This is a genomic window from Paenilisteria portnoyi, from assembly GCF_014322795.1.
GTDB classification, from domain to species: domain Bacteria; phylum Bacillota; class Bacilli; order Lactobacillales; family Listeriaceae; genus Listeria_A; species Listeria_A portnoyi.
Genome location: NZ_JAASTT010000022.1, coordinates 1 through 25,809, shown reverse-complemented (window position 1 = coordinate 25,809; position 25,809 = coordinate 1). Strand labels below are relative to the sequence as shown.

22 protein-coding genes and 1 rRNA gene are annotated in these 25,809 nt (G+C 45.4%); 2 read left to right on the top strand and 21 right to left on the bottom strand.

Features of this window, described 5'->3' with window-relative positions:
• The 6 genes from gatA to pcrB all read right to left on the bottom strand — a co-directional run bounded on the left by gatA (position 1) and on the right by pcrB (position 7,921).
• Complete coding sequence (gatA, locus tag HCJ66_RS13355; RefSeq protein WP_187133581.1) at positions 1-1,452, bottom strand: Asp-tRNA(Asn)/Glu-tRNA(Gln) amidotransferase subunit GatA; 1,452 nt, start codon at positions 1,450-1,452, stop codon at positions 1-3.
• 27 nt (positions 1,453-1,479) lie between these two features.
• Positions 1,480-1,773 (bottom strand): Asp-tRNA(Asn)/Glu-tRNA(Gln) amidotransferase subunit GatC, encoded by a 294-nt coding sequence (gene gatC, locus HCJ66_RS13350; RefSeq protein ID WP_187133580.1) that lies wholly within the window; start codon positions 1,771-1,773, stop codon positions 1,480-1,482.
• Positions 1,774-1,840: 67 nt separating this feature from the next.
• Positions 1,841-2,962, bottom strand: coding sequence for a CamS family sex pheromone protein (locus tag HCJ66_RS13345; RefSeq protein WP_187133579.1), 1,122 nt, complete (start codon positions 2,960-2,962; stop codon positions 1,841-1,843).
• Positions 2,959-4,974, bottom strand: coding sequence for an NAD-dependent DNA ligase LigA (gene ligA, locus HCJ66_RS13340; RefSeq protein WP_187133578.1), 2,016 nt, complete (start codon positions 4,972-4,974; stop codon positions 2,959-2,961). The genes HCJ66_RS13345 and ligA overlap by 4 nt, the downstream gene beginning before the upstream one ends.
• Before the next feature lie 14 nt (positions 4,975-4,988).
• Positions 4,989-7,184, bottom strand: coding sequence for a DNA helicase PcrA (pcrA, locus tag HCJ66_RS13335; RefSeq protein ID WP_187133577.1), 2,196 nt, complete (start codon positions 7,182-7,184; stop codon positions 4,989-4,991).
• Between the two features lie 71 nt (positions 7,185-7,255).
• Positions 7,256-7,921 carry a heptaprenylglyceryl phosphate synthase gene (gene pcrB / locus HCJ66_RS13330; RefSeq protein ID WP_187133576.1) on the bottom strand — a complete coding sequence of 222 codons (666 nt, stop codon included), beginning with the start codon at positions 7,919-7,921 and terminating at the stop codon, positions 7,256-7,258.
• Between the two features lie 454 nt (positions 7,922-8,375).
• Here pcrB and HCJ66_RS13325 point away from each other — a divergent pair, with 454 nt between their 5' ends.
• Positions 8,376-9,725, top strand: coding sequence for a sodium-dependent transporter (locus tag HCJ66_RS13325; RefSeq protein WP_187133575.1), 1,350 nt, complete (start codon positions 8,376-8,378; stop codon positions 9,723-9,725).
• Positions 9,726-9,801: 76 nt separating this feature from the next.
• On the opposite strand, the gene HCJ66_RS13320 is transcribed toward HCJ66_RS13325, so the two are convergent.
• Entirely contained in the window at positions 9,802-10,095 is a 294-nt protein-coding gene (locus HCJ66_RS13320; protein ID WP_187133574.1) for a YerC/YecD family TrpR-related protein, read from the bottom strand.
• Between the two features lie 127 nt (positions 10,096-10,222).
• Between HCJ66_RS13320 and HCJ66_RS13315 the strand changes: the two genes are divergently transcribed.
• Positions 10,223-12,070, top strand: coding sequence for a DUF2207 domain-containing protein (locus HCJ66_RS13315; protein ID WP_187133573.1), 1,848 nt, complete (start codon positions 10,223-10,225; stop codon positions 12,068-12,070).
• Between the two features lie 59 nt (positions 12,071-12,129).
• On the opposite strand, the gene purD is transcribed toward HCJ66_RS13315, so the two are convergent.
• The 14 genes from purD to rrf form a co-directional block, all read right to left on the bottom strand.
• A complete protein-coding gene (gene purD / locus HCJ66_RS13310) occupies positions 12,130-13,392 on the bottom strand; it encodes a phosphoribosylamine--glycine ligase (protein ID WP_187133572.1) in 1,263 nt (420 codons plus the stop codon).
• A gap of 17 nt (positions 13,393-13,409) precedes the next feature.
• Entirely contained in the window at positions 13,410-14,939 is a 1,530-nt protein-coding gene (gene purH / locus HCJ66_RS13305) for a bifunctional phosphoribosylaminoimidazolecarboxamide formyltransferase/IMP cyclohydrolase (protein ID WP_187133571.1), read from the bottom strand.
• Positions 14,936-15,496 carry a phosphoribosylglycinamide formyltransferase gene (gene purN / locus HCJ66_RS13300; protein ID WP_187133570.1) on the bottom strand — a complete coding sequence of 187 codons (561 nt, stop codon included), beginning with the start codon at positions 15,494-15,496 and terminating at the stop codon, positions 14,936-14,938. The genes purH and purN overlap by 4 nt, the downstream gene beginning before the upstream one ends.
• 1 nt (position 15,497) lies before the next feature.
• Positions 15,498-16,547, bottom strand: a complete 1,050-nt coding sequence (gene purM, locus HCJ66_RS13295; RefSeq protein WP_187133569.1) for a phosphoribosylformylglycinamidine cyclo-ligase — start codon at positions 16,545-16,547, stop codon at positions 15,498-15,500.
• 16 nt (positions 16,548-16,563) lie between these two features.
• Positions 16,564-17,994: an amidophosphoribosyltransferase gene (gene purF, locus HCJ66_RS13290; protein WP_187133568.1), complete on the bottom strand. Its 1,431-nt coding sequence runs from the start codon at positions 17,992-17,994 to the stop codon at positions 16,564-16,566.
• The gene (gene purL / locus HCJ66_RS13285) at positions 17,979-20,204 is read right to left on the bottom strand and encodes a phosphoribosylformylglycinamidine synthase subunit PurL (protein ID WP_187133567.1); all 2,226 of its coding nucleotides are present in this window, start codon (positions 20,202-20,204) and stop codon (positions 17,979-17,981) included. Before purL ends, purF begins: the two co-directional genes overlap by 16 nt.
• Complete coding sequence (purQ, locus tag HCJ66_RS13280; RefSeq protein ID WP_187133566.1) at positions 20,197-20,880, bottom strand: phosphoribosylformylglycinamidine synthase subunit PurQ; 684 nt, start codon at positions 20,878-20,880, stop codon at positions 20,197-20,199. The genes purL and purQ overlap by 8 nt, the downstream gene beginning before the upstream one ends.
• 2 nt (positions 20,881-20,882) lie before the next feature.
• The gene (gene purS, locus HCJ66_RS13275) at positions 20,883-21,128 is read right to left on the bottom strand and encodes a phosphoribosylformylglycinamidine synthase subunit PurS (protein WP_036066366.1); all 246 of its coding nucleotides are present in this window, start codon (positions 21,126-21,128) and stop codon (positions 20,883-20,885) included.
• On the bottom strand, positions 21,129-21,875 hold the full coding sequence (purC, locus tag HCJ66_RS13270; protein ID WP_187133565.1) for a phosphoribosylaminoimidazolesuccinocarboxamide synthase: 747 nt from the start codon (positions 21,873-21,875) through the stop codon (positions 21,129-21,131).
• A 59-nt stretch (positions 21,876-21,934) separates the two neighbouring features.
• Positions 21,935-23,227 (bottom strand): adenylosuccinate lyase, encoded by a 1,293-nt coding sequence (gene purB / locus HCJ66_RS13265; RefSeq protein ID WP_187133564.1) that lies wholly within the window; start codon positions 23,225-23,227, stop codon positions 21,935-21,937.
• 19 nt (positions 23,228-23,246) lie between these two features.
• A complete protein-coding gene (purK, locus tag HCJ66_RS13260; protein WP_036061605.1) occupies positions 23,247-24,371 on the bottom strand; it encodes a 5-(carboxyamino)imidazole ribonucleotide synthase in 1,125 nt (374 codons plus the stop codon).
• A complete protein-coding gene (gene purE, locus HCJ66_RS13255; protein WP_036061604.1) occupies positions 24,364-24,852 on the bottom strand; it encodes a 5-(carboxyamino)imidazole ribonucleotide mutase in 489 nt (162 codons plus the stop codon). The genes purK and purE overlap by 8 nt, the downstream gene beginning before the upstream one ends.
• Before the next feature lie 172 nt (positions 24,853-25,024).
• A complete protein-coding gene (locus HCJ66_RS13250; RefSeq protein WP_222717510.1) occupies positions 25,025-25,546 on the bottom strand; it encodes a DUF2179 domain-containing protein in 522 nt (173 codons plus the stop codon).
• A 193-nt stretch (positions 25,547-25,739) separates the two neighbouring features.
• Positions 25,740-25,809 (bottom strand): 5S ribosomal RNA (gene rrf, locus HCJ66_RS16510); the annotation flags it as partial.

Below are 25,809 nucleotides of genomic sequence, written 5' to 3'. Positions count from 1 at the left end.
TTATAAACTTGGTTTTTCTTTATGGAATTCTGTAGCTTGTTCAAACGCATGTGCGACACGGTAAATTGTTTTTTCATCAAAGTAGTTACCAATCACTTGCAAACCAACTGGCATACCTTCTGAAAGCCCACAAGGAACCGAAATCGCTGGAAGTCCAGCCAAGTTAATCGGAATCGTCAACAAATCGTTCAGATACATCGTGATTGGGTCGTGAATCAATCCACCGATATCAAACGCGACAGTTGGCGCACTTGGACCGATAATAACATCATAATCTTTAAACACATTCGCAAAATCTTGCTTAATCAGCGTACGTGCTTGTTGCCCTTTTTTGTAGTAAGCATCGTAATAACCCGAGCTAAGCGCAAAAGTTCCAAGCATAATACGGCGTTTTACCTCATCGCCAAAACCTTCTGCACGTGATTTTTTGTAAAGTTCTTCTAATGTGTGCGCGTTTGGTGAACGATAGCCGTAACGTACGCCGTCAAAGCGTGCCAAATTCGAAGATGCTTCACTCGATGCTAAAATATAATAACTCGCAACGCCATATTCGGAGTGAGGTAATGACACTTCATCCCAAGTCGCGCCTAAGTCTTCTAATGTTTTCAATGCTTTTAGAACCGCTTCTTTCACGCCAGGTTCCACGCCTTCACCAATATATTCTTTCGGCACGCCAATTCGCAGACCTTTAATGTCCCCTGTCAAATGGGCAGCGAAATTCTCGACTGGTTGATCGATAGACGTTGAGTCATAAGGATCCACACCAGAAATAGCTTCTAACAAATACGCATTATCTTCCACCGTACGCGTAATTGGTCCAATTTGATCAAGCGACGAAGCAAAGGCGATTAAACCGTAACGGGAAACGCGGCCATATGTAGGTTTCATCCCAACAACACCACAGAATGCGGCAGGTTGACGAATCGAACCACCTGTATCTGATCCCAATGAAAATAATACTTCACCAGCGGCAACACTTGCAGCACTACCACCCGAAGAGCCACCAGGTACTTTATTTAAATTCCACGGATTCGTTGTTGTGTGGAAATAAGAGTTCTCCGTTGATGAACCCATTGCAAACTCATCCAAGTTCACTTTTCCGATATTGATTGTTTGTGCCGCTTTCAATTTTTGCATAACCGTTGCATCATAAATTGGATCAAAGTTCTCCAAAATTTTACTTGCAGCAGTTGTACGCAGATTTTTCGTCACGATATTATCTTTAATCCCGATTGGAAGTCCAGCTAACATATTCTTGGGATCGATTCCAGCATCCCCAAGTTCTTCCGCAACATCTAGCGCTTTCTCGCGATTTAATGTAATGAACGATTTGACTTTATCTTCAACAGCATCAATACGGTCAAACGATTCCTTCACAAGATCGTATGGCGCGATTTCTTTTTTCACAAGCTTTTCATGTAAGTCTTTTACCGAATGCTCAAATAATCCCAAATTAATTCCCTCCTGATTTGTCTAAAATTAGTCTTCCATAATTGTCGGTACTTTAAACATGCCATCTTGTTTATCTGGCGCATTCTTCAGTACTTCTTCACGCGGTAAGCCTGCAATCGATGTATCTTCACGTAACACGTTTGATACGTCAATCGCGTGCGACGTTGGCTCAACATTTGCCGTATCTAGCTCATCTAATTTCTCCACCATATGAATAATGTTCCCTAATTGTTTTGCAAAGTTTTCAGCCTCTTGGTCACTCACTTCTAAACGCGCCAAGTTCGCCACTCGCTCTACTGTCTCTTTTGAAATAGTTGTCAAAATTTTTCCTCCTTTAATAAATCGGAAGGAAGCACCGAATTACTCAGTGCTCACCTTCTAAAAATATTTAGTCAAAGATGTGTGCTGTTGGCGTATCATCATTTGCTTTACGTGTGATTAAAGCCGCAGTACCATCAGTTGTAGTAATATTAACCTGAATTGCTGCATTTGTCGAGAGATGTTTTCCGAGTAAATCGGTCACATACTGTGTAAACCCAATAATTTCAGCTTCCCCATAAAATTGTAACGGGATATCAATATTTAAATCTGCCATCTCACCGTCTTCATAGCGAGCACGCCCAACGACGCCTGTATAGTTTGGATAATATTTCTCAATATCCGCTTTAAAATCTTCAAATGATGTGTTATCCGTCTTATGATCCGATTTCGCATCCGCTGACGGCAAGACATAACTTTTCTCGTCGATTGTTTTCCATTTGCCAAGACTCGCGCCATCCGCGTTCGCCGAAGCAATAAAGTTCCCCGGAACAACGCCATCACGCTTCCCTTGCTTATAAATCGCAAATGTGACTGGTACAGAATCCAAGCCTTTTGTCGCCCGAATTCGGTTCAAGACAGTAGCTGCCATTTCTTTACCTTGCGAAAGCAACTGGCTGTCCGAAATATTTTGCTCAAATGTAGCGCCATATTTCTCCTTCTGATAGTAATCCACCGAATTCATCGCCAAAGCAATCGAAATACCGCCAAGTCCTACCGTATTCTTATCTGTTTTCTTCAAATAATCTTGTTCTAAAATATGCGCCAAATAAATCGGTGCGCGCTGCTCGCCATCTTTACCATTATCTTTCGGATTCAGACCGTCTTTATTCTTATCACTCGAACGATCCAGCCACTTCGTTAATGTCTCTGTCGTCAAATATTGCCCTTCTTGAAAAAGATAATCATCTGGGGAATAACTTTGTTGAGAAACCCGCATCAAGCCTGACTCCAACTCGTTGATGTCATAGCGCGAGTTAATATTCGAAACGACTAATCCACGTGATTTACTGGCCTTATACGGCAAAACCGTTTTATAATAATCCGCAGAAATCTGATTTTTTGTCATGATACCTGTTTCCGCTTGCTTCGTGTCTTTTTTCTGCACAACCTGTTCATCCGAATTGAGGCTCGGGGCACATCCTGCAAGTAAAAGAGCGGCGCTAAGGGAAACGACTAGTAATTTTTTCATTTCTTTTGACCACCTTCATCTGGTAAATATTCCATTAATTTTTGCTCACTCCATATGGCTATCCCTAATTCTTCAGCTTTCGCCAGTTTGGAGCCCGCATCACTTCCTGCTACAACAACATCTGTGTTCTTACTTACACTCCCCGTTACATTTCCGCCTAAACTTTCAATCAAGGCCTTCGCTTCCTCACGCTTCAAATGTTCTAATTTCCCTGTCAAAACAACTTTCTGATTCGCAAAAACAAGCGCCTCTTCTGGCATCAATTCCAATTTTGGACCTGTATACATCATGTTCACTTCGGCTTTCTCCAACTTCGCTAACAACTCATGCACTTCTTCATTCTCAAAATAAGCAACAATCGAGTCTGCCATTTTCTCGCCAATATCAGGCACCTCAATCAGCGCCTCTTTTTCAGCGACACGAAGCGCGTCCATCGTCTCAAAATACTGCGCTAAAACCTTCGCTGCCTTCGCACCAACATGCCGAATACCAAGTCCAAATAGCAGTTTTTCCAAAGAATTCTCGCGGCTTTTATCAATAGAAGCCAATAAATTCTGAACGGACTTCTCGCCCATCCTCTCTAATTCTACCAGTTTTTCACCCGAAAGGAAAAACAAATCTGCCACATCCGTAATTAATTCTTGTTCGAAAAGCTGAACGACTACTTTTTCACCTAAACCGTCAATGTTCATCGCATTACGTGAAACGAAATGAATCAAGCCTTCTTTTAGCTGAGCAGGGCACTTTGGATTAATGCAACGCAAAGCTACCTCGCCTTCCAAGCGAACCAGCTCACTCTCGCACGTTGGACAATGTGTTGGCATGCGATATGGAACTTGCTCCTCCGTCCGGTCTTCCTCCACCACCCGAATCACCTCAGGAATGATGTCACCCGCTTTTTTAATCAAAACGGTGTCACCAATCCGAATATCACGGTCGCGAATCAAATCTTCATTATGAAGCGATGCCCGGCCAACCGTTGTTCCAGCTACACGAACCGGTTCTAGAATCGCGGTCGGTGTCACAACGCCAGTGCGCCCGATGCCAAGCTCGATATCTAACAGTTTTGTAGCAACTTCCTCAGCTGGGAATTTATAAGCAATCGACCAGCGCGGTGATTTCGCGGTGAAGCCTAGCGTCCGTTGCTGTTCCAAGCTGTCCACCTTGATGACAATGCCATCAATATCATAGGCTAATCCAGAACGAGCTGCCGTCCATTCCGCAATATACGCAAAAATTTCTTCAAGAGACTGGCACAATCGACGTTCTTTATTCACCTTCAAGCCTAGTTTCTCTAAGTGCGCCAACCCTTCACTATGTGTCGCGACACCCATATCACCGAAATCGGCAACTGCATATAAGAAAATATCTAAGTTTCGTGATGCCGCAATTTTTGTATCTAATTGACGCAAAGATCCCGCTGCCGCATTTCGCGGGTTAGCAAAGACCTCCAAGCCATCTTCTTCTCGTTTTTCATTCAGTTTTTGAAATGACTGCTTTGGCATGAACGCTTCTCCGCGGACTTCAATCGTGAACGGCTCTTGTAGCGTCATCGGAATCGATCGAATCGTTCTTAAATTCGACGTGATATCCTCGCCAACCGTCCCGTCACCACGTGTTGCACCGCGCTTATACTTCCCTGCTTCATATTGCAAAGAAACCGCTAAACCATCAATTTTGAGTTCGCACATGTAAGCTACGTCCTCGCCAACTTTCTCACGCACGCGACGGTCAAAGTCTTGTAAATCCTCATGATTGAACGCATTGCCAAGACTTAGCATCGGCGTTTCGTGCGCCACTTTCTGAAAACCAGCAAGCACTTCCCCACCAACACGCTGCGACGGCGATTCTGGTGTCACCCAATCCGGATTTTTTTCCTCCAAAGCAATCAATTCATGCAAAAGTTGGTCATAGAGGGAATCCGGAGATGTTGGGTTATCCGCGACATAGTATTCGTAACTAAGCCGCTCCAGTTCCTTTATTAATTCTTCATAACGTTTTCTTTCAGCCATTTCGCTTCACCTACTTATACTTTTTCAACAGGCGCAAATTCCGCCAGCAATCGTTTTACCCCAGTTGGACTCGGGAAGGCAATATCAAGTTCCATGTTGCTTCCAGTTCCTTTCACACTGACAACCGTTCCGACGCCCCATTTCTTATGACTCGCCTTGTCGCCAACCGTCCACGCCTCTTTCTCCGCACCAGACGCACTATAACCAACCACCGATTTACTATGCATCGATGACTTAGCAAATGGCACTTCTGTCAAACTATTTTCATGCGCCATTTCAATCAAATCATCTGGAATCTCATCGATAAAACGCGATTCCTTATTCGCCGTTGAACGACCATATAACATCCGCGAATACGCACTCGTAATATACAACTCCTGTTCAGCACGCGTAATACCAACATACGCCAATCGACGTTCCTCTTCCATCTCATCTTCTTCCATAAGCGCTCGACTATGCGGGAAAATCCCTTCCTCAAGCCCCACTAAAAAGACAACCGGAAACTCCAAACCTTTCGCCGAGTGTAGCGTCATAAGCGTCACCGCACCACGAGATCTGTCCTCTTCATCCAGTTTATCAATATCAGACACAAGCGCTAAATCTTGTAAAAAGGTAACCAAAGATTTGTCCTCGTTTTCCTTTTCAAAATTTTGCGTGACAGATAAGAACTCATCAATATTCTCCAAGCGCGTCTGCGCCTCAATCGTCCGCTCATTTTCTAACATTGCTCGGTACCCAGTTTTCTCAAGCACTTGCTCCACAATCTCCGTCACCGACAAATAATCTTGCATCTGCGTAAAGCCTCTAATCAAGTCGTGGAATTCCACCAATTGTTTCGAAATCTTCGCCGATAACCCGACCATTTCAATCCTGTCTAACACTTCAAAAACCGTCAAATCATAAGCCGCCGCCATGTTCGCCACCTTGTCCATCGAACCCGCACCGACACCACGTTTTGGCACATTAATAATCCGCGATAAACTAATATCATCATCGTTGTTCGAAATCAGACGCAAGTAAGCCAGCACATCCTTGATCTCCTTACGATCATAGAACTTCGTGCCGCCAACCATTTGGTACGCCATATTCGACTTCATGAAAAATTCCTCCATGACACGCGACTGCGCATTCGTCCGGTACAAAATCGCAAAATCCGAAAGCGGACGACTCGTCTCCTTCACGATCTCTTGAATTTTACCAACAACGTACGAAGCTTCTTCCTTCTCCGTCAACGCCTTGTGGTAGAAAATTTTCTTACCTTCATCATTATTCGTCCAGAGATTTTTCGGTTTCCGATTACTATTGTTCTCAATCACACGGTTCGCTGCTGCCAAAATCCGCTTCGTTGACCGATAATTCTCCTCCAACAAAATCGTCTGCGCATTCGGATAATCCTTCTCAAACGTCATAATGTTCGTGATATCCGCACCACGCCAACCATAAATCGACTGATCCGAATCCCCAACAACACACAAATTACGGAATCGTGCCGCCAGCAACTTCACTAAAATATATTGCGAATGGTTCGTATCTTGATACTCATCCACGTGAATATACTGAAACTTCCGCTGATAAAACTCCAACACGTCCGGCACGCGCTCAAACAACTGAATCGTGACCATAATCAAATCATCGAAATCAAGCGACTGATTCTTTTTCAGCTTCTTCTCATATTCCACGTACACATCCGCAACCATCTGATCAAAAAAGCCAAACGCTTCCTTCTTGTACTCCTCGGCGTTCATCAGCTCGTTCTTCGCATTGCTAATCGCTGCCAAAATCCCGCGCGGCTCGAACTTCTTCGTATCGACATTCTTATCTTTCAAAATGCCCTTAATAACTGAAATCTGGTCCCCGCCATCCAAAATCGTAAAATTACGGTTAAATCCAATCCGTTCAATATCGCGACGCAAAATTCGCACACACATCGAGTGAAACGTCGAAATCCAAATCGATTCCGCTTCTGGACCAAGCAAATTACCAACACGCTCTTTCATCTCACGCGCCGCCTTATTCGTAAACGTAATCGCCAAAATATTATAAGGATTCACGCCACGCTCTTTCATCATATACGCGATACGGTGCGTCAAAACACGCGTCTTCCCGCTTCCTGCCCCAGCCATAATCAAAAGAGGTCCTTCCGTCGCTTCAACCGCCTTCTTCTGTTGTGGATTCAAACCTTTTACTAAATCTTCCGCATTTAATTGCATTTTATCCTCACACCGCCAATACAAACATTTGTTCTTATTTTAACTTTTTAAACAACCGAAAGCAAGTGATATTATAAAACCGCACTCACCGTTTCCAACGCCTGCTCAAAATCTTCATACAAAATATTACCGACGATAATCACATCCGCGATTTCACTCATTTCACGCGCCTCGTCAATCGTCCTGATGCCACCACCGTACCAAAGCTTCGTGTTCACAAGCTCATCCCGCGCGGCTTGAACCATTCGACTATCACCAAAAACACCACTATATTCGATATAAAAAATCGGCAATCGCAGCATATTTTCCGCAATACTCGCATAAGCCGCAACATCACTTTCCGTCAAATCCGTATTCGCCTTCGCCAGTTGCGCCGCCTTTGCATCCGGATTTAAAATACAATACCCTTCCACCAAAACATGCGGCCACGGAATAAAGTCACCATACCGCTTGACAATCCCATGATGCGCGCCAAGTAACCACTTCACATCCGTCGTATTCAGCACCACCGGAATCAAATATTGACTCGCACCAGGCACAATCATCGCCTCATCGCTAACCTCCATAAAAACCGGCAACCCCCGACTCGCAAAATCCCGAAACAAGTCCTGCACCGCATCCATCTGCAAACCATCCGATCCCCCGATAATAAAACCATCCGTACCAGACCGAACCAACCGATCCACAGCCCCCTCCGGCAAAACCTTCGCAGGATCCAACTTAAATAAATGTCTCACTAATAGCCCCTCCACCATGAACTCCCTACGAACTAGCGTGACGCGACAAATGCTCAGATTCTAGGCAAAGCCGAGCACCGAAACGGAGCGTACGACTGTACAAGAGTATCGGAGCACAGGTTTTAACGACGAAGATGAGCGTTTGTCGCGTCACGCACCACCTATAAGTATACCATTTTTGAGTTGTTCCCGCACCACTTCCTAGACGCTTTTATGAAAATCTTTAACTTTTCCCAAAAAGAGGGATGCAATCAGAAAAATTCTGTGCTATGATAAACCTATAAAATCAGATTCTATAGCGATAGGAGTCTGGCGCATAGCTCAGATAAATCGACAATACGTGTTCGATTTGTATCAAGTGACGTTTTCATCCCTTCCCTCAGCAAAGAGGTAGGCGTTTTCTCCTTAGTTAGAGTTGTGTCCCAGTCTTTTTTGATATGAAAGGAAGTCGGCGATGAATAGAAATAGAGAACAATGGAGTTCGAAATGGGGATTCGTTTTAGCTTCTGCTGGTTCCGCCATCGGAATCGGTGCTATTTGGAAGTTGCCGTACATCGCTTCTACTGCTGGCGGCGGCGCATTCTTTCTTTTATTTACAGCACTTACTTTTTTAGTCGTTCTGCCAATCTTGATCGGTGAATTTATTATTGGACGCAGCTCACAAAGCGATGCTATCAATGCTTACAAAGTCCTTGCACCTAATACGCATTGGAATTTACTTGGAAAAATGGGCGTTTTTGGCTCTATTCTAGTTCTTGCTTTTTACGGTGTCGTAGGCGGTTGGATTCTGGGTTACATTGTAAAAGCAATTAGTGGCTCCGTCAGTCACGGCAATCAAGCACAACTAGCCCTTCAATTTGATTTAGTAACAGCCAATACGGCCATCGCCATCGCAGGAACTGGTATCTTTCTTCTATTAGTTGTACTCGTTGTAACACAAGGCATTCAGGCTGGAATTGAGCGCATAAGTAAATTTATTCTTCCAGCGCTATTCATTCTTTTTATTATTCTAATTATTCGGTCCTTAACGCTACCTAACGCATTGGATGGTCTTCACTATTTCCTAAGTCCCGACTTCTCAAAAATCGATAGCAAGACCATCATTATTATTCTAGGCCAGGCTTTCTTCTCGTTAAGTGTAGGAATTTCTCTCATGGTTACTTACGGCTCTTACCTGAATCGCAAAACAAGTATTCCTGGTTCTTCGGCTGTTGTTGCCATTTTAAGTCTCATTATATCTCTTTTCGTCGGGTTAGCCATCTTTCCAGCCGTATTTTCATTTGGCATTGTCCCAAATATGGGGCCAGGTATCCTGTTCGTGATATTGCCTTCTATTTTCAACCAACTACCATTCGGGACATTCTTTTTTATCGTCTTCCTGATTCTATTCTTTTTCGCGGCTCTGTCATCTAGCTTTTCCTTACTCGAAACAGCAACGGCGCCATTTATGAAGCGACTCGGGGGAAGAAAAATAGCGACTTGGGTGATGGGCGGAATCATCTTCTTGCTTACTATTCCAGCAGCGCTAAGCTTTGGAATTTGGAGTCATATCACCATTTTCGGCATGACAATATTCGGAGCCTCAGATTATTTAGCATCCAACATCATTCTACCATTAGGGGCCCTGTTCACAGCCATTTTCGTCGGATTCCGCTTACCTCGCCAACTACTATGGGACGAATTTACAGCAAACAGCCGATTTGGTAAGAAGTTTTTCTTCATCTGGCTATTACTCCTAAAATACGTAGCGCCACTCGCGATTATACTCGTTTTCCTGTATGCGATTGGCATCTTACCTTTTTAATTTAATAACAAAAAGCGTTCCATTTCGGGACGCTTTTGATTTCACCTAAAAACATAATTTTCGATACCAATTTATCTTAGTTATCCTTCATCCGATCAAAAACTACTTCATACATATCGTTTCCATAATTTAAAGAACGTTTTACGCGAGAAATCGTTGCCGTGCTGGCACCGGTTTCTGCTTCAATAACATTATATGTCTTGCCGTCGTGTAGCATTCTAGCCACTTGAAAGCGTTGCGACATTGATTGAATTTCATTTACTGTGCATACATCATCAAAGAAAGCATAACATTCTTCTAAATTCTCCAGTGCCAAGATCCCTTTAAAAAACGTGTCTAGACCTTCACCACGCAGTTTTTCTATTTGCATGCGTATACCTCCATTTTACTCAGACTCTTCTTTACCATTTTAACGTACTAGTGTGAATAACACAACAAGAAGGTTCAAAAAGGAACGCGAACATGCTATACTAATTCTATAAAAAGGGAGGTCCAGCATGAAAGCAAAAATTATCTTATTTTTCTCACTCTTATTCATCATTCTCATAACATTCCATCTGCCAGTATCGGCGGATCGTTCTTTTACAATACCAAAATATGAAAACTATGTCCAGATTCAGCAAAACGGAACAGCAAGAATCACTGAAAATGTCCGCTATGATTTCGATGGTGCATTTAATGGCGCCACGATGGACATTGATACGTCAGGGTTGCCACAGATTACAGACCTGCAAGTAGCAGTAGATGGTCAAGCCTTTGTTAGCAGTAACTCCGAACAAACTGGCACTTTTAACGCAAATTATGTTGGCGATACATTGAAAATTCGCGTTTACTCCCCAACAGATACAGCAAAAAAAGATTTTACCTATACGTATACGCTAAAAAATGCGATTACCAATTATAATGATACCGCAGAATTCAATCGTAAACTAGTCGGAAGTAATTGGCAAGAGTCGCTAGATCATGTCGCGATCACCATTATGCTTCCTAAAGCAACACAAAATGGAGAACTTCAAGCATGGGCGCATGGACCGCTAGACGGAGAGGTTTCACTACAAGATAATAAAACCGTGAAGCTAACCGCCGATAATGTCAAAGCTGGACAATTTGTTGAAGCTCACGTTATTTTTCCAAATAATATTGTACCTTTCAATCAAAATATCCAAGCAGTCGATAAAAAGGCCGCCATTCAAGCGCAAGAAGCCAAGTTGGCGGATCAAGCTAATTTTAAACGAACAGTCGCAAAAACCGTTTTTTATGGTGGCAGTTTGCTTATTTTATTAATTATTCTCACCACCGTTATTGTGACGTATGTGAAGTACACGAAATCAAAAACAGCTGTTTTCAAGGATAAGTATTTCCATGATATTCCGCTTGACATGTCGCCTGCTGTTATGAATAAGCTCATTTTCATGCAGACAGGAGCTAACGATCTCGTGGCGACCATCATGGATTTAGTTCGCAAAAGACAGCTCACCATCGAAGAACTTCCACACCCTTCTGGCAACAAGAAAAAAGCAACATACACCATCACAAAATTACCAGTTCCCGCTCCAATAGAGCTTTTATCACACGAAACCAGACTCATTACATGGCTCATAGATAAAATTGGGGACGGCGAAAAAGTCACGCTAAAAGAAATAAACGCCTACGCAAAAAAAAATACGACTACTTTCCGAAGCACTTTTACCAGCTGGAAAAACAGTGTAAGTAACGAAGCAAATAAATATGACTACTTCGATAAGGAAGCAAGTTCCAAAGCAACGAAACTACTAATTGGTGCTTTGACAGCTAGTATTTTGATTGGCATCGCTATCATTATTTTCAGCATTTTTGCGAGTATTTTCTCCCTATTTGCTTGTATTGTTAGCATTGTCGCTTTCGTTATTCTGATTATTTTTTGGGTTACTCAGTTTCCTATTAAAAACCAAGAAGGGACAGAGGAGTTTGCGAAATGGCACGCATTTAGACACTACATGAAAGATGTTGCGAATATGGATATCGCAGACGTTGGTTCCATCGCAATTTGGGATCATTACCTTTCCTACTCCATTTCACTAGGGCTAACAAAAGAAGTCCTAAAAGCAGCATCGATTCACTTCACATCGGAGCAAGTACAACAGCATTCTGGACTACTTTACTATTACTATGGTGGCGCAATGCTGGGCAGTGTAAATCACGCCAATATGGACACAGCGTTTGCAGAAAGCTTCCAAAACTCTTTCGAAAGCTCCTTTAGCGGCGCATTGGCAAGTAGCGCATCGTCTAGCAGCGGTAGCGGCGGTGGATTCAGCGGAGGCTCCAGTGGTGGTGGCGGTGGCGGTTCAGGCGGCGGCGCTTTCTAAGCTATACAAAAAAACGTGCAGTACATCTCAAAAGCTTTGAGGTATACTGCACGGTTTTCCTATTTTACAGCTTTCGTCCCAATATCCATCCGATAAAAGAAATCTGGGTTATCAAGCTTCTTCATTTCTTTATAAAGCTGCGTCTGGGCTTCTGTCATCGATTCAGCGGTTGCCGAAACAAGCAACACGCGCCCACCGTTTGATAGAAAAACATCGCCTTCTTTTGCTCGCTTCGTTCCCGCATGAAAAACCTCAGCCTCCACATCTGAAAGCCCAGTTATCACGTTGCCTTTCGCATAATCCTCAGGATATCCAGCACTCGCCAAGACGACACCAAGCGTAACCCCTTCCGATTCCCATTCAAGCACTGGTTCCCGGTCGTGCAACAAAGCATCGATAACCTTCGCAAAATCAGATTTTAAGCGAGGCAACACCACTTGCGTTTCAGGATCTCCAAAGCGCGCGTTAAACTCAATCACTTTTGGCCCATCTTCGGTCACAATTAAGCCTGCATACAAAATGCCAGAAAACGAACGATCTTCTGCAACCATCCCTTTTGCCGCTGGAAATAAAATTTTCTGAATCGCTTCATCGACAATGGTTTGCGCTATGTGCGGTACAGGCGAATAGGCTCCCATTCCACCCGTATTTGGCCCTTTATCGCCTTCATATGCCCGTTTATGATCTTGCGCAATCGCCATCGGGTACACTTTTTCACCGCGTACGAAAGCCATCAGTGAAAATTCCTCCCCAGCTAAAAAGTCCTCAATCACCACTTTCGCCGATGCCTCGCCAAACTTACTGTCCAGCATCATATCTTTTAAAGCAAGTACCGCTTCTTCCATATCAAAAGCGACCACAACACCTTTTCCAGCCGCCAAACCATCCGCTTTTATCACGATTGGCACACCTTTTTCTTGTAGGTATAGATACGCTTTCTCGTAATCCGTAAATGACTCCGAATCAGCTGTCGGAATCGCGTATTTTTTCATGAACTGCTTCGCGAAATCCTTGCTTCCCTCAATCAAAGCCGCTTTTTTCGATGGTCCGAAAGCTTTGATCCCAGCTTCTTCAAACTCATCCACCAAACCGTTTAGCAGTGGCACTTCTGGACCGACAATGACCCAATCGACAGCCTGCTCTTTCGCAAAAAGAATCAAAGCCGTCGCGTCTGTCTCTGAAATAGCGTGCGTTTCAATACCATCGCCCAACATCCCGTCATTTCCAGGCGCGCAAAATACCGTTTCTACATCGTTACTTTCAAGCAATTTCTTACTGATCGCATGCTCACGACCACCGCTTCCAACAACTAAAATTTTCATCGCATTGACACGCTCCTTTAATGTTTGAAATGGCGGACATGTGTGAGAACCATTGCAATACCATACTTATTCGCCATCGCAATCGAATCTTTATCCTTGATCGAGCCACCTGGTTGGATAATCGCTTTAATCCCAGCTTTAGCCGCAGCTTCCACCGTATCGTCCATCGGGAAGAAGGCATCCGAAGCCAGAACTGCTCCCTGCGCCTTATCTCCCGCTTGATTCAAGGCAATCAGCGCCGAACCAATCCGATTCATCTGACCCGCGCCAATGCCAAGCGTTTGTGAAGCATTCCCAACAACAATCGCATTCGACTTCACGTGCTTCACAATTTTCCATTGGGCAACGAGAGCTTTCCACTCACTTTCTGTCGGTTGCGCATCTGTCACGACTTCATACGTCGCCACATCCTCTGCCACCGCGTCGCCATCTTGCAACAACAATCCACCAATCACCGACGTTTTTTCCACCGCATTCACAGGACCCGCAAAAGGAACTGTCAACAAGCGAATATTCTTCTTCTGCGCTAAAATCGCGAATGCTTCCTCCGAAAAACTCGGCGCAATAATGATTTCCAGGAAAATCTGACTCATATGTGTCGCCGTCGCCGCATCGACTTCCCGATTAATCGCAACAATGCCACCAAAAATCGAAGTCTCATCCGCTTCATAGGCCTTCAAATACGCTTCTTCTGACGTTTCACCAACACCGACACCGCACGGATTCATATGTTTTACAGCCACCGCTACAGGTTCCGTAAATTCTGATGCAATTCGAAGCGCCGCATCCGTATCACGAATATTATTATACGACAACTCCTTGCCGTGCAGTTGTTTCGCCTCACTAATCGAGTTTTGCGTACCCAATGGTTCTGTATAAAAAGCCGCCTCCTGATGCGGATTCTCGCCATATCGCAAATCTTGTTTCTTATTATAAGTCAATGTTAATTTTTCAGGGAATTCCTCACCGACAATCTCCGTTAAATAACCCGCAATCAACGCATCATAAGCCGCCGTATGACGGAAAACCTTCGCGGCCAAACGCTGATTCGTTTCAAAAGTGACCGCGCCATGATCGCCAAGTTCCGCTAAAACAGGCGCATAATCCGTGCTATCAACTACGACTGTCACCGCCGCATAGTTTTTCGCCGCCGAACGTAACATCGAAGGACCGCCAATATCGATATTTTCAATCGCCTCACCCAGCTTCACGCCAGGCTTCGCAATCGTTTCTTGGAACGGATATAAATTCACACAAACGAGATCAATTTTAGCAATATCATGATCCGCGATCGCCTGCATGTGCGCCGCATCATCGCGACGAGCAAGCAAACCCCCATGAATCGCCGGATGTAGCGTCTTTACACGCCCGTCCAACATCTCCGGAAAATCAGTCACTTCCTCAATTCCAATCACTGGAACCGCACTATCCTCAAGCGCCTTCTTCGTTCCACCCGTTGAAATAATCTCAAAACCAAGCCCCACAAGCGATTTCGCGAACTCCACGACACCAGTTTTATCTGACACACTAATTAACGCTCTTTTCATGATTGTCCCCCTATTATTTTTTTGACCACTTCTGGATAAAACGCATGCTCAACCTTATGTATTCTCGTCGCAAGCGATTCCACCGTATCATCTGGCAAAATAGCAACCGACTGCTGTGCGATAATCGGCCCCGTGTCCATTCCAGCATCTACAAAATGCGCGGTGACACCCGTTTCCGTTACACCCGCGACAACCGCCTGTCCCATCGCATCTTTTCCAGGAAACGACGGAAGTAACGACGGATGCAAATTGACAATCTTGTTTTCATACGCTCCCAATAACGTCGGCCCAATCAAGCGCATATATCCCGCCAAAACGAGAAATTCTACCTCTGATTCCTGCAATTTAGCCACGATTTCCCGTTCAAAAGCCGCTTTATCCGCGAAAGCCTTCGGAGCAAAGACAAACACTGGAATTCCAGCTGCCTCTGCCCGTTCCAACACATACGCGCCCGGTTTATCACAAACAAGCAACGCCACCGATTCTTTAATCATCGCATCGTCCACAAGCGCCTGAAAATTACTACCCGATCCCGAAGCAAAAATCGCTATTTTCATCCTAGTTGCCCCCTGTAAAAACGACTTGTGCGCTAGCTTCTTTCGGTGTCACTTTTCCAATCGTATACGCTTTTTCACCTTGTTCTGCTAAAATAGCAAGCGTCTGTTCCGCATCGTCTGCCGCAACGACAAGCACCATGCCGATTCCCATGTTAAAAATGCCATACATCTCGTCCGCATCAATTTCACCATAACTTTGCAACGCATCAAAAATCGGCAAAACCGGCCATGCATCACGCGTAATCGACACCGCCAAATCCTCTGGCAATACCCGTGGCAAATTCTCGATAAAACCGCCACCCGTAACATGCGAAATCCCGTGCACCGTTACATTTTTAATCACTTCCAAAACAGGCTTCACATAAATCCGCGTCGGCGTCAACAACTCATCACGAAGCGTCTTGCCCCCAAGCTCCGGCAAAACCGTATCCAGCGCAAAGTCATGCTCCTTAAAGAAAATTTTGCGTACCAATGAGTATCCATTGCTATGAATCCCAGAAGAAGGCAAGCCAATCAAAACATCACCAGCCGCCACCTTTTCGCCCGTAATCACATCCGCCTTCTCGACCGCACCGACCGTGAATCCAGCCAAGTCATAATCATCCGCACCATACATGTCCGGCATCTCCGCCGTCTCACCGCCAACAAGCGCGCACCCAGCCAACTCGCAGCCATCCGCAACCCCTTTGACAATCTGCTCCATCTTGCCCGGAATCGTTTTTCCCGTCGCAATATAATCCAAGAAAAACAGCGGTTCCGCGCCCTGCGCCAAGATATCATTCACACACATCGCGACACAATCCACGCCGATCGTATCATGCTTATCCGCCTCAATCGCAAGCAGCAACTTCGTACCAACGCCATCCGTCCCCGAAACGAGCACCGGTTCACGCAAGCCCAGCCCGCTAAGATCAAACATCCCGCCAAACGAACCAATCGCGCCCATCACACCGTTACGCTTCGTGCGAGCCACATGCTTTCGAATCCGCTCCACAACCTCATAACCCGCCTCTACATCAACGCCAGCCTTACTATACGCATTCTCTGCCATCTGCAAAATTCCCCTCTCAACGTGACTCAGCTTCTAAACTCGCCAAATATTCTTTTTCATAATCAAATAATTCCGTCGGGTAATCCCCGTTAAAATACGCCATACAAAGTCCGCCATAAGGCTCATCCGGATACGGCTTACCAACCGCCTCAACTAGGCCGTCCTCCGACAAATACGTCAGCGAATCCGCACCGATAATCCGGCAGATCTCATCCACCGAATAATTCGCCGCAATCAACTCACTCCGCGTCTGAATATCAATCCCGTAAAAACACGGAAAAGCAAGCGGTGGAGAAGCAATTCGGACATGAACTTCCGCAGCACCTGCCTCACGCAACAACTGCACAATCCGGCGACTCGTCGTTCCGCGCACAATCGAATCATCAATCATGACCACCCGTTTGCCCTCGACAACACCGCGCACCGCCGACAATTTCATTTTCACACCTTGTTCCCGTAATTCCTGCGAAGGTTCAATAAACGTCCGCGCCACATACCGGTTCTTAATCAAGCCCAGCTCATACGGAATACCCGTTTCCTCCGCATAACCAATCGCCGCCGAGATACTCGAATCAGGAACACCCGTCACCACATCCGCCTCAATAAAAGCCTCCTTGGCCAACCGTTTCCCCATCCGTTTTCGCGCCGAATGGACATTAATTCCCGCAATATTCGAGTCAGGACGCGCAAAATACACATATTCCATACTACAAATCGAATGCTTCACGTCTTCCGTAAATTTCTCAATATGCAAGCCATCATCATCAATAATAATCAGCTCACCCGGCTCCACATCACGCACAAACTCCGCGCCAACCGTATCAAACGCACATGTCTCTGAAGCAATCACATACGAATCCCCAATTTTCCCAATCGAAAGCGGCCTAAAACCATTCGGATCAAGCGCTGCAATCAACTCATTCTCCGTCAAAAGCATATACGCAAAACCGCCCTTGACCTTGTTCAGCGCCACCTTCAAATCCTCCACAAACGATCCCGTCTGGCTACGTTTGAGCAAATGCGCCAGCACCTCCGTATCCGAACTCGTCTGAAAAATCGCGCCTTCTTCTTCCAACTCCTGACGTAGCGTCTGCGCATTAATCAAATTCCCATTATGCGCCAGCGCCAGACTCGAATTATGGAAGTGGAATAAAAACGGTTGAACATTACTCAAACTCTTGCCACCAGCCGTCGCATAACGCACATGCCCAATCGCCGACTTCCCAACAAGGTCATCCAGTTCCCCATGCTTAAACACATCCGCAAGTAAGCCTAAGTTACGATGCCCTTTTAGCGTCACGCCATCCGTCGACACAATTCCAGCACCCTCTTGCCCACGATGCTGCAAACTATGCAAACCATAATACGTAATATGCGCCGCACTCGGATGATTCCAAATCCCGAAAATACCACATTCCTCGTTCAATCCTCTTATTTCAGTAGACATGGAATAGCCCCTTCCCAAACTTGTTTTAACTCACTAAGTTCGGCTGTAATTGCTGATTTTTCCGTTTGCACCACCAATTGCGGCACCTCTGTGACCTCGCCTAAACGCACCACTTTTTCCGTTTCAAACAACTGCTCGAATTTCGCAGCATCATCCGCTTTCACCGATACCAAGAAACGCGATTGCGATTCACTAAACAGCAATTCCTCCGCAAAAGGCACTTGGATCGCCGCGCCCAAATCGTTCGCAAAACCTGCCTCAGCAAGCGCTACCGCAAGTCCGCCTTCCGCCAAATCATGCGCCGAAGCAACAAGACCTTCGCGAATCGCCGTCAACAAGAACTGCTGATAACGTTTCTCCACTTGCAAATCAAGCTCAGGCGCGCGTCCACTAATTTTGCCTTGCTCCAGTTTTTGCAATTCCGAACCACTAAATTCCGGCTTCGTTTCGCCGATTAAATAAATCACATCGCCCGCCGCTTTGAAACCTTGCGTCGTAATATGCGCCACATCCTCGACCAAACCAACCATTCCAATCACCGGCGTTGGATAAATTCCTTCGCCATCCGTCTCATTATACATCGAAACATTCCCCGAAATAACTGGCGTATCAAGCTCTAAGCAAGCCGCACTAATACCGTCCGCCGCCTTCTCAATCTCCCAGAAAATTTCTGGTTTTTCCGGATTCCCAAAATTCAGACCATCCGTAATCGCCAGCGGTTTCGCGCCCGAACAAACAATATTCCGCGCAGCTTCCGCAACCGCAATTTGGCCACCTTTTTCAGGATCCAAATACAAGTAACGCGAATTACAATCCGTCGTCATCGCAATCGCCTTATTCGTGCCACGAACCCGCAAAACTGCCGCATCCGAACCTGGCGCAACCGCCGTATTCGTCCGAACTTGGTAATCAAACTGCTCATAAATATGACGTTTACTCGCAATCGTTGGCTGTCCAAGTAGCGCTTTCCAAGTCGCCACAACATCCGTCACAACCGGCGCAAAAGCCTCTTCCGCTTGGAAATCACGATAACGCTGCGGCTCCGATGAAGGCTTATGATACACAGGCGCATCCTCAGCAAGCGCATCAACCGGCACATTCGCTACAACTTCCCCGTGATGTACAATTTTATACATCTTATCATCCGTCACCGTTCCAATCGTCACAGCCTCCAAGCCATAACGCTCAAACAACGCCTTGATTTCCGCCTCATGTCCTTTTTTCACACATAAAAGCATCCGTTCCTGCGACTCCGAAAGCAACATTTCATACGCCGACATATGCGTTTCCCGTTGCGGCACATCATCCATAATAAGCTCCAAGCCAGACCCAGCCTTCGATGCCATCTCCGAACTCGAACTCACCAAGCCCGCCGCGCCCATATCCTGAATCCCAATCAAAATATCCGAATGATCGCGAATCAAATCCAGACACGCCTCCATCAACAATTTCTCCATAAACGGATCGCCTACCTGAACCGCCGAACGCTGCTGCTCGCCCTCTTCACTAAATTCCACCGAAGCAAAAGTAGCCCCATGAATCCCGTCGCGCCCCGTTTTCGCACCAACGTACATCACTGGATTACCAACGCCAACCGCCTGACCTTTTTGAATATCCTCTTTTGCAATCAGGCCAACACACATCGCGTTTACGAGCGGGTTCTTCGCATAACACGGATCAAACTGCACCTCGCCGCCAACCGTCGGAATCCCGATCGAATTCCCGTAACCAGCAATCCCAGCCACAACCTCATTCACCAAATATTTCGTATGTGGATTATCAATCTCACCAAAACGAAGCGAGTTCAGCATCGCAATCGGACGCGCACCCATCGAAAATACATCGCGGATAATGCCACCAACACCAGTCGCAGCGCCTTGATACGGCTCCACATAAGACGGATGATTATGACTCTCCACTTTAAAAGCAACACCAAGTCCATCACCAATATCCACAATTCCAGCACCCTCACCAGGACCTTGCAACACTTGTGGGCCCTCCGTCGGGAACTTGCGCAACACCGGTTTTGAATTTTTATAACTACAATGCTCCGACCACATGACCGAAAACAAACCCGTCTCCGTATAGTTCGGTTTTCTCTTCAAAATATCACAAACAAGGCCATACTCACTCTCACTGAGCCCCATCGTCTCATAAATTTTCTGTTCCTCAATTTGCGCCGCTGACGGTTCCTGATTCACATTAAGCATGTACTTGTTCCTCCTTCCAAGCCTTCAACATCGATTTAAAAACGCCAAGTCCAGCCGTTCCACCAACAACATCCTCCACAGCACGCTCCGGATGTGGCATCATACCAAGTACGTTCCCAGCCTTATTCGTAATCCCAGCAATATTCGCAATACTTCCATTAGGGTTTTCCGAAGCATAGGTGAACACAATTTGCCCATTCGCTCGCAATTCCGCAAGCGTCTTTTCATCACAATAATAATTCCCCTCACCGTGCGCCACAGGAATCCGAATCTCTTCCCCCGCCACATATTCCGACGTAAACATCGTCTCCGCATTCTCCACACGCAAACTCACTGTTTTACAAACAAAATGAAGATTATTATTCCGAATCAAAGCCCCAGGAAGCAACCCACTCTCCGCCAAAATCTGAAAACCATTACAAACACCAAGCACCGGCTTACCAGTTTCCGCAAACCGCACCACTTCCGGCATAATGTTCGCAAATTTCGCAATCGCACCCGTCCGCAAGTAATCCCCATACGAGAATCCACCAGGAAGCAGCACCGCATCAAAACCGTCTAAACTCGTCTGGGCATGCCACACATATTCCGCCTCTTCCCCGAGCGCATCTTCTATCGCATGCAACATATCTAAATCACAATTCGAACCTGGAAATTGAATGACAGCAAATTTCATCCTTAAGCCTCCTCGATTTCATAACGATAATCTTCCATCACTGGGTTTGTCAGCAACTTATCACACATTTCATCCAAGACCGCATGAATATCACGATCCGATTTCGCCACTTGAAGCTCCATATATTTTCCAATCCGCACATCCTCAACCTCGCCGTAATTCAAACTCTTCAGCGATCCCATCACAGCCGTCCCTTGCGGATCCAACACACTTTTCTTCAACGTCACAAACACCTTCACGTTATACATTCAAACAACCTCCTTTAATCTTTTCAAAACTTCCTCATAAACCGCAGTTAAATTTCCAATATTCCGACGAAAGACATCCTTATCCAGCTTGGCATTCGTATCCCGATCCCATAATCGGCACGTATCCGGCGAAATCTCATCCGCAAGCAAAATATTCCCATTCTCATCACGCCCAAATTCCAATTTGAAATCAATCAACGTAATATTCATTTTTGCGAATAATTCACATAACACCACATTTATCTCAAGTGCTGCCTGTTTCAAAATCGCAATCTCATCCTCCGTCGCCGCCTCCAAATAAAGCACATGCGCGTCATTAATAAACGGATCATCAAGCGCATCTTCCTTATAATAAAACTCCACAATAGGCTTCTTTGTCGGCGTCCCCTCAGGAACCCCAAGACGTTTAGCAAGACTTCCCGCAATCACATTTCGCACGACAACCTCAAGCGGAATAATCTCCACCGAGCGCACCAACTGCTCCGTATCCGACAACTGCTCCACAAAATGACTCTTAATCCCAGCATCTCGCAAATATGTAAAAATCCGCGACGTAATCTCATTATTCAAGCGCCCCTTACTCGCAAAACTCTCCTTACGCTCCCCATTCAGCGCCGTTGCATCGTCCTTATACGCCACTCGCAACACACCATCCTGATCCGTACTAAACAACTGTTTTGCCTTACCCTCATACAATAAATTCGCCACGATAAAAAGTCTCCTTTTAATTTCGAATTTTGAATCCATAAAGCATGAAAAACCATGAAGACACCGCAATCCCTCATAGTTTTTCATGATGCATTTCCTTAAAGCCCCAAACGTTTAAAAATCATATCCACCTGTTTCAAATGATAATTATAATCAAAACAGCCATCAATCTCAACCTGAGAAAGCAAATCCGTAATCTTAGGTTCCGCCTCAACTAGCGTCTTAAACGGCACTTGCGTCTCCCAAGCTTCCATCGCTTTAGGTTGCACTGTGTCATACGCTTCCTCGCGAGCCATTCCCTTGTCAATCAGCGTCAACAACACACGCTGCGAATAAATCAGACCCAGCGTCCGGTCCATATTGCGCTTCATATTCTCCGGGAACACCGTCAAATTCTTCACGATATTACCAAACCGATTCAAAATATAATCAAGCAAAATCGTCGCATCCGGCAAGATAATCCGTTCCGCAGAAGAATGCGAAATATCACGCTCATGCCATAGCGGCACATTCTCATACGCCGTCACCATGTGCCCACGAATCACACGCGCTAAGCCAGTCACATTCTCCGAACCAATTGGATTACGCTTATGCGGCATCGCAGAAGACCCCTTTTGCCCCTTCGCAAAAAACTCTTCCACTTCACGGACCTCACTCTTTTGCAGGGCACGAACCTCCACAGCAAATTTTTCAACAGAAGTCGCAATCAAAGCCAGCGTCGCCATATAATCCGCATGACGATCCCGTTGCAACGTCTGCGTCGAAATCGGAGCCGGCGTCGTACCTAACTTCTCGCATACGTACTCCTCCACAAACGGATCAATGTTCGCGTACGTCCCAACAGCCCCAGAAATCTTCCCGAACTCCACACCATCCGCAGCACGATTAAACCGCTCCAAATTCCGCTTCATTTCCTCATGCCAAAGCGCTAATTTCAAGCCAAACGTCGTCGGTTCCGCGTGCACACCATGCGTCCGCCCCATACAAACCGTATGCTTATACTCCTTCGCCTTGTTCGCCAAAATCTCGATAAACCGCTCCAAATCCGCACGCAAAATCTCATTGGCTTGTTTCAAAATATACGAATTAGCCGTATCCACAACATCTGTTGACGTCAAACCATAATGTACCCACTTACGCTCAGCACCAAGCGATTCCGACACACTTCTCGTAAACGCCACTACATCATGACGCGTCTCAAACTCAATCTCCTGAATCCGCGCCACATCAAATGTCGCATTTTCACGAATCTTCGCTACATCCTCTTTCGGAATTTCACCAAGCTCCGCCCAAGCCTCACAAGCTAGAATCTCAACTTCCAACCACGCCTGAAAACGATTTTGCTCCGTCCAAATATTGCCCATTTCTTCTCTCGTATACCGTTCAATCATTGTTTCTCAAATCCCCCAATTAACTCCAAATTTGCATTGCACGTAATTTTTCTATCTCCACAAGCGGATTATCACTGAGCACCGTTATATGCCCCATTTTGCGATCAATCTTCGCCTCTTGTTTTCCATAATAATGAACAAACCATTCCGGATGCGCGTCCAACACCTCATTCACACCGTCCACATGTTGCCCCAAAATATTCACCATCATCGCCGGACGCAACAACTCCACTTCCAAAAGCGGCAATCCAGCAATCGCCCTGATATGCTGCGTAAACTGCGAAATATTACAAGCCTCAATCGAAAAATGTCCCGAGTTATGCGGTCTAGGAGCCAGCTCATTTACATAAATCGCACCCGAACTCGTCACAAACATCTCAACAGCCAGCACACCTTCTAAATGAAGATATTCAGCCAACTTCACCGCAATCGACTCCGCCTCATGAACCGATTCCGTATCAAGCGTCGCCGGCACAACCGTCGTGTGCAATATATTATTTTTATGATCATTCTCCGCTACAGGAAACGTCTCAATTTGCCCAGCAGCATTACGCGCCACAATCACCGAAACCTCCCGCTCAAACGGAATCCAAGCCTCCAGCACACACGTCCCAAAACGCAGTAAGCCAAGCGCCTTATCAATATCATCCTCACTCTGAATCACATACTGCCCCTTACCATCATAACCACCCTGCGTCGTCTTAAGCACCGCCGGATAGCCCAAACTGCTAATATGCTGAACAATATCATCCTTATCCACAATCACCGCATAAGGCGCCAAATTAATATTAATCGACTCCAAATACGCTTTTTCTAAAATACGATCCTGCGTAATCGACAATAACTCCGAACCTTGCGGAACACGAACAATGTCCTCTATCGAACGAATCGCATCATTATCCACATTTTCAAATTCATATGTCACAACATCACTTTTCTCAGCCAATTCCTTCAAAGCCGCCAGATCCGTATAATTCGCAACAATCTGCTCATCCGCCACTTGCCCACACGGAGCATCCACAGTCGGATCAAGTACAATCACTCGGAATCCCATCGCTTTTGCAGCCAAAGCCATCATTCGGCCTAACTGCCCACCTCCGATAATTCCAATCACGCTGTTTGGTAATAAATACGTTTTACTCAAGAGAATCACTACTTTCTAGAACATTTTCTTCTAGTGTATCACGTCTATTTTCCAAACGGCTAGCAATTACCTCATTTTCGACCGATAAAATTTGCGCAGCGAGCAACCCAGCATTTACCGCACCCGCCTCACCTATTGCGACAGTAGCGACTGGAACCCCTCCAGGCATCTGTACAATCGATAATAAAGAATCCAGTCCATTTAACGCTTTTGACTTCATAGGAACACCAATAACAGGCAAAGTCGTTTTCGCAGCAACCATACCTGGCAAATGAGCCGCCCCTCCAGCCCCTGCAATAATGACCTTAATCCCGCGACTTCTCGCATTTTCTGCATATGTAAACATCAAATCCGGTGTGCGGTGTGCAGAAACAACCTTCTTCTCATAAGCAATTTCAAGTTCTTCCAATACCTCACATGCCTTCCTCATCGTCTCCCAATCAGAAGTACTTCCCATAATGACACCAACTTGTGCACACATTCAATGTTCAACTCCTCAACATTCTTATTTTATCCAACACTATTTGACCTCTCCATTCTAACAATACCTGTCAGCAAAGTCAACCACAAAATCGAACAATAAAAAGAAAGTCTGTTTTAACGTTCGTGTTTAGTCCCGTTTTTAACAAAAAAAAGAAACTCTCCGTAGAAAGTCACTTTCTCTTAACCCCACCACGTACCTGCTTAACCCAAAATCCACCATAAATCTGCTTAGGCTCCGATGATACAATAAAAGCCTTATCATCAATCGCAATAATACGCTGATACAATTTATTCTCATTTTTACGAGGTGTTAATATCTCCAACATCATTCGCTCTCCGTCACGTCCACTAGCAATCCAGCTAGTAACCCCATAACCCGCGTTCCTAATCTGATTAGCTAAATCCAAGTTATAGTCCTTCGTGATCACATTGACCGTAATATACCCTAGAGCAAGTCGCTCCTCAATCTTCATACCTACAATAATACCTACTCCAAAACCAAGCGCATACGCCGCAATGTTAGCAATATCATTCAAATTACTCATGACCATACCAAGAGCAACAATATAGACCACAATCTCAAATACACTCACAATAGCCGCACGATAACGATACCCTTTCATCGTCATCAATAATCTCACCGTATTCAGCGACACATACAAAATATTAATAATAAAAATCGTGAGCACCATTCCAACAGCATCTCCCACATCAATTCCCCCTCATACACAGCTCTTACCTATATTTTCACTAATTACAATATCTCAAACCTAATCCTACCTTAAAATCTTATAACTATCAATAACCCCTTAACAATACCAACAAAAAATTTATGAAAGACAAATAAAAAAGCACTCAACAAAAAGTGAGTACTTCATATACATTGCCCGGCGACGACCTACTCTCACAGGGGGAAGCCCCCTACTACCATCGGCGCTGAAAAGCTTAACTTCCG

Excerpts from the sequence above, each read along its gene's own strand:
- HCJ66_RS13345 (WP_187133579.1), bottom strand. The coding sequence starts at position 2,962 with ATGAAAAAATTACTAGTCGTTTCCCTTAGCGCCGCTCTTTTACTTGCA.
- ligA (WP_187133578.1), bottom strand. The coding sequence starts at position 4,974 with ATGGCTGAAAGAAAACGTTATGAAGAATTAATAAAGGAACTGGAGCGG.
- pcrA (WP_187133577.1), bottom strand. The coding sequence starts at position 7,184 with ATGCAATTAAATGCGGAAGATTTAGTAAAAGGTTTGAATCCACAACAG.
- HCJ66_RS13325 (WP_187133575.1), top strand. The coding sequence starts at position 8,376 with ATGAATAGAAATAGAGAACAATGGAGTTCGAAATGGGGATTCGTTTTA.
- HCJ66_RS13320 (WP_187133574.1), bottom strand. The coding sequence starts at position 10,095 with ATGCAAATAGAAAAACTGCGTGGTGAAGGTCTAGACACGTTTTTTAAA.
- HCJ66_RS13315 (WP_187133573.1), top strand. The coding sequence starts at position 10,223 with ATGAAAGCAAAAATTATCTTATTTTTCTCACTCTTATTCATCATTCTC.
- purD (WP_187133572.1), bottom strand. The coding sequence starts at position 13,392 with ATGAAAATTTTAGTTGTTGGAAGCGGTGGTCGTGAGCATGCGATCAGT.
- purH (WP_187133571.1), bottom strand. The coding sequence starts at position 14,939 with ATGAAAAGAGCGTTAATTAGTGTGTCAGATAAAACTGGTGTCGTGGAG.
- purN (WP_187133570.1), bottom strand. The coding sequence starts at position 15,496 with ATGAAAATAGCGATTTTTGCTTCGGGATCGGGTAGTAATTTTCAGGCG.
- purM (WP_187133569.1), bottom strand. The coding sequence starts at position 16,547 with ATGGCAGAGAATGCGTATAGTAAGGCTGGCGTTGATGTAGAGGCGGGT.
- purF (WP_187133568.1), bottom strand. The coding sequence starts at position 17,994 with ATGTCTACTGAAATAAGAGGATTGAACGAGGAATGTGGTATTTTCGGG.
- purL (WP_187133567.1), bottom strand. The coding sequence starts at position 20,204 with ATGCTTAATGTGAATCAGGAACCGTCAGCGGCGCAAATTGAGGAACAG.
- purQ (WP_187133566.1), bottom strand. The coding sequence starts at position 20,880 with ATGAAATTTGCTGTCATTCAATTTCCAGGTTCGAATTGTGATTTAGAT.
- purS (WP_036066366.1), bottom strand. The coding sequence starts at position 21,128 with ATGTATAACGTGAAGGTGTTTGTGACGTTGAAGAAAAGTGTGTTGGAT.
- purC (WP_187133565.1), bottom strand. The coding sequence starts at position 21,875 with ATGGATTCAAAATTCGAAATTAAAAGGAGACTTTTTATCGTGGCGAAT.
- purB (WP_187133564.1), bottom strand. The coding sequence starts at position 23,227 with ATGATTGAACGGTATACGAGAGAAGAAATGGGCAATATTTGGACGGAG.
- purE (WP_036061604.1), bottom strand. The coding sequence starts at position 24,852 with ATGTGTGCACAAGTTGGTGTCATTATGGGAAGTACTTCTGATTGGGAG.
- HCJ66_RS13250 (WP_222717510.1), bottom strand. The coding sequence starts at position 25,546 with ATGGTGCTCACGATTTTTATTATTAATATTTTGTATGTGTCGCTGAAT.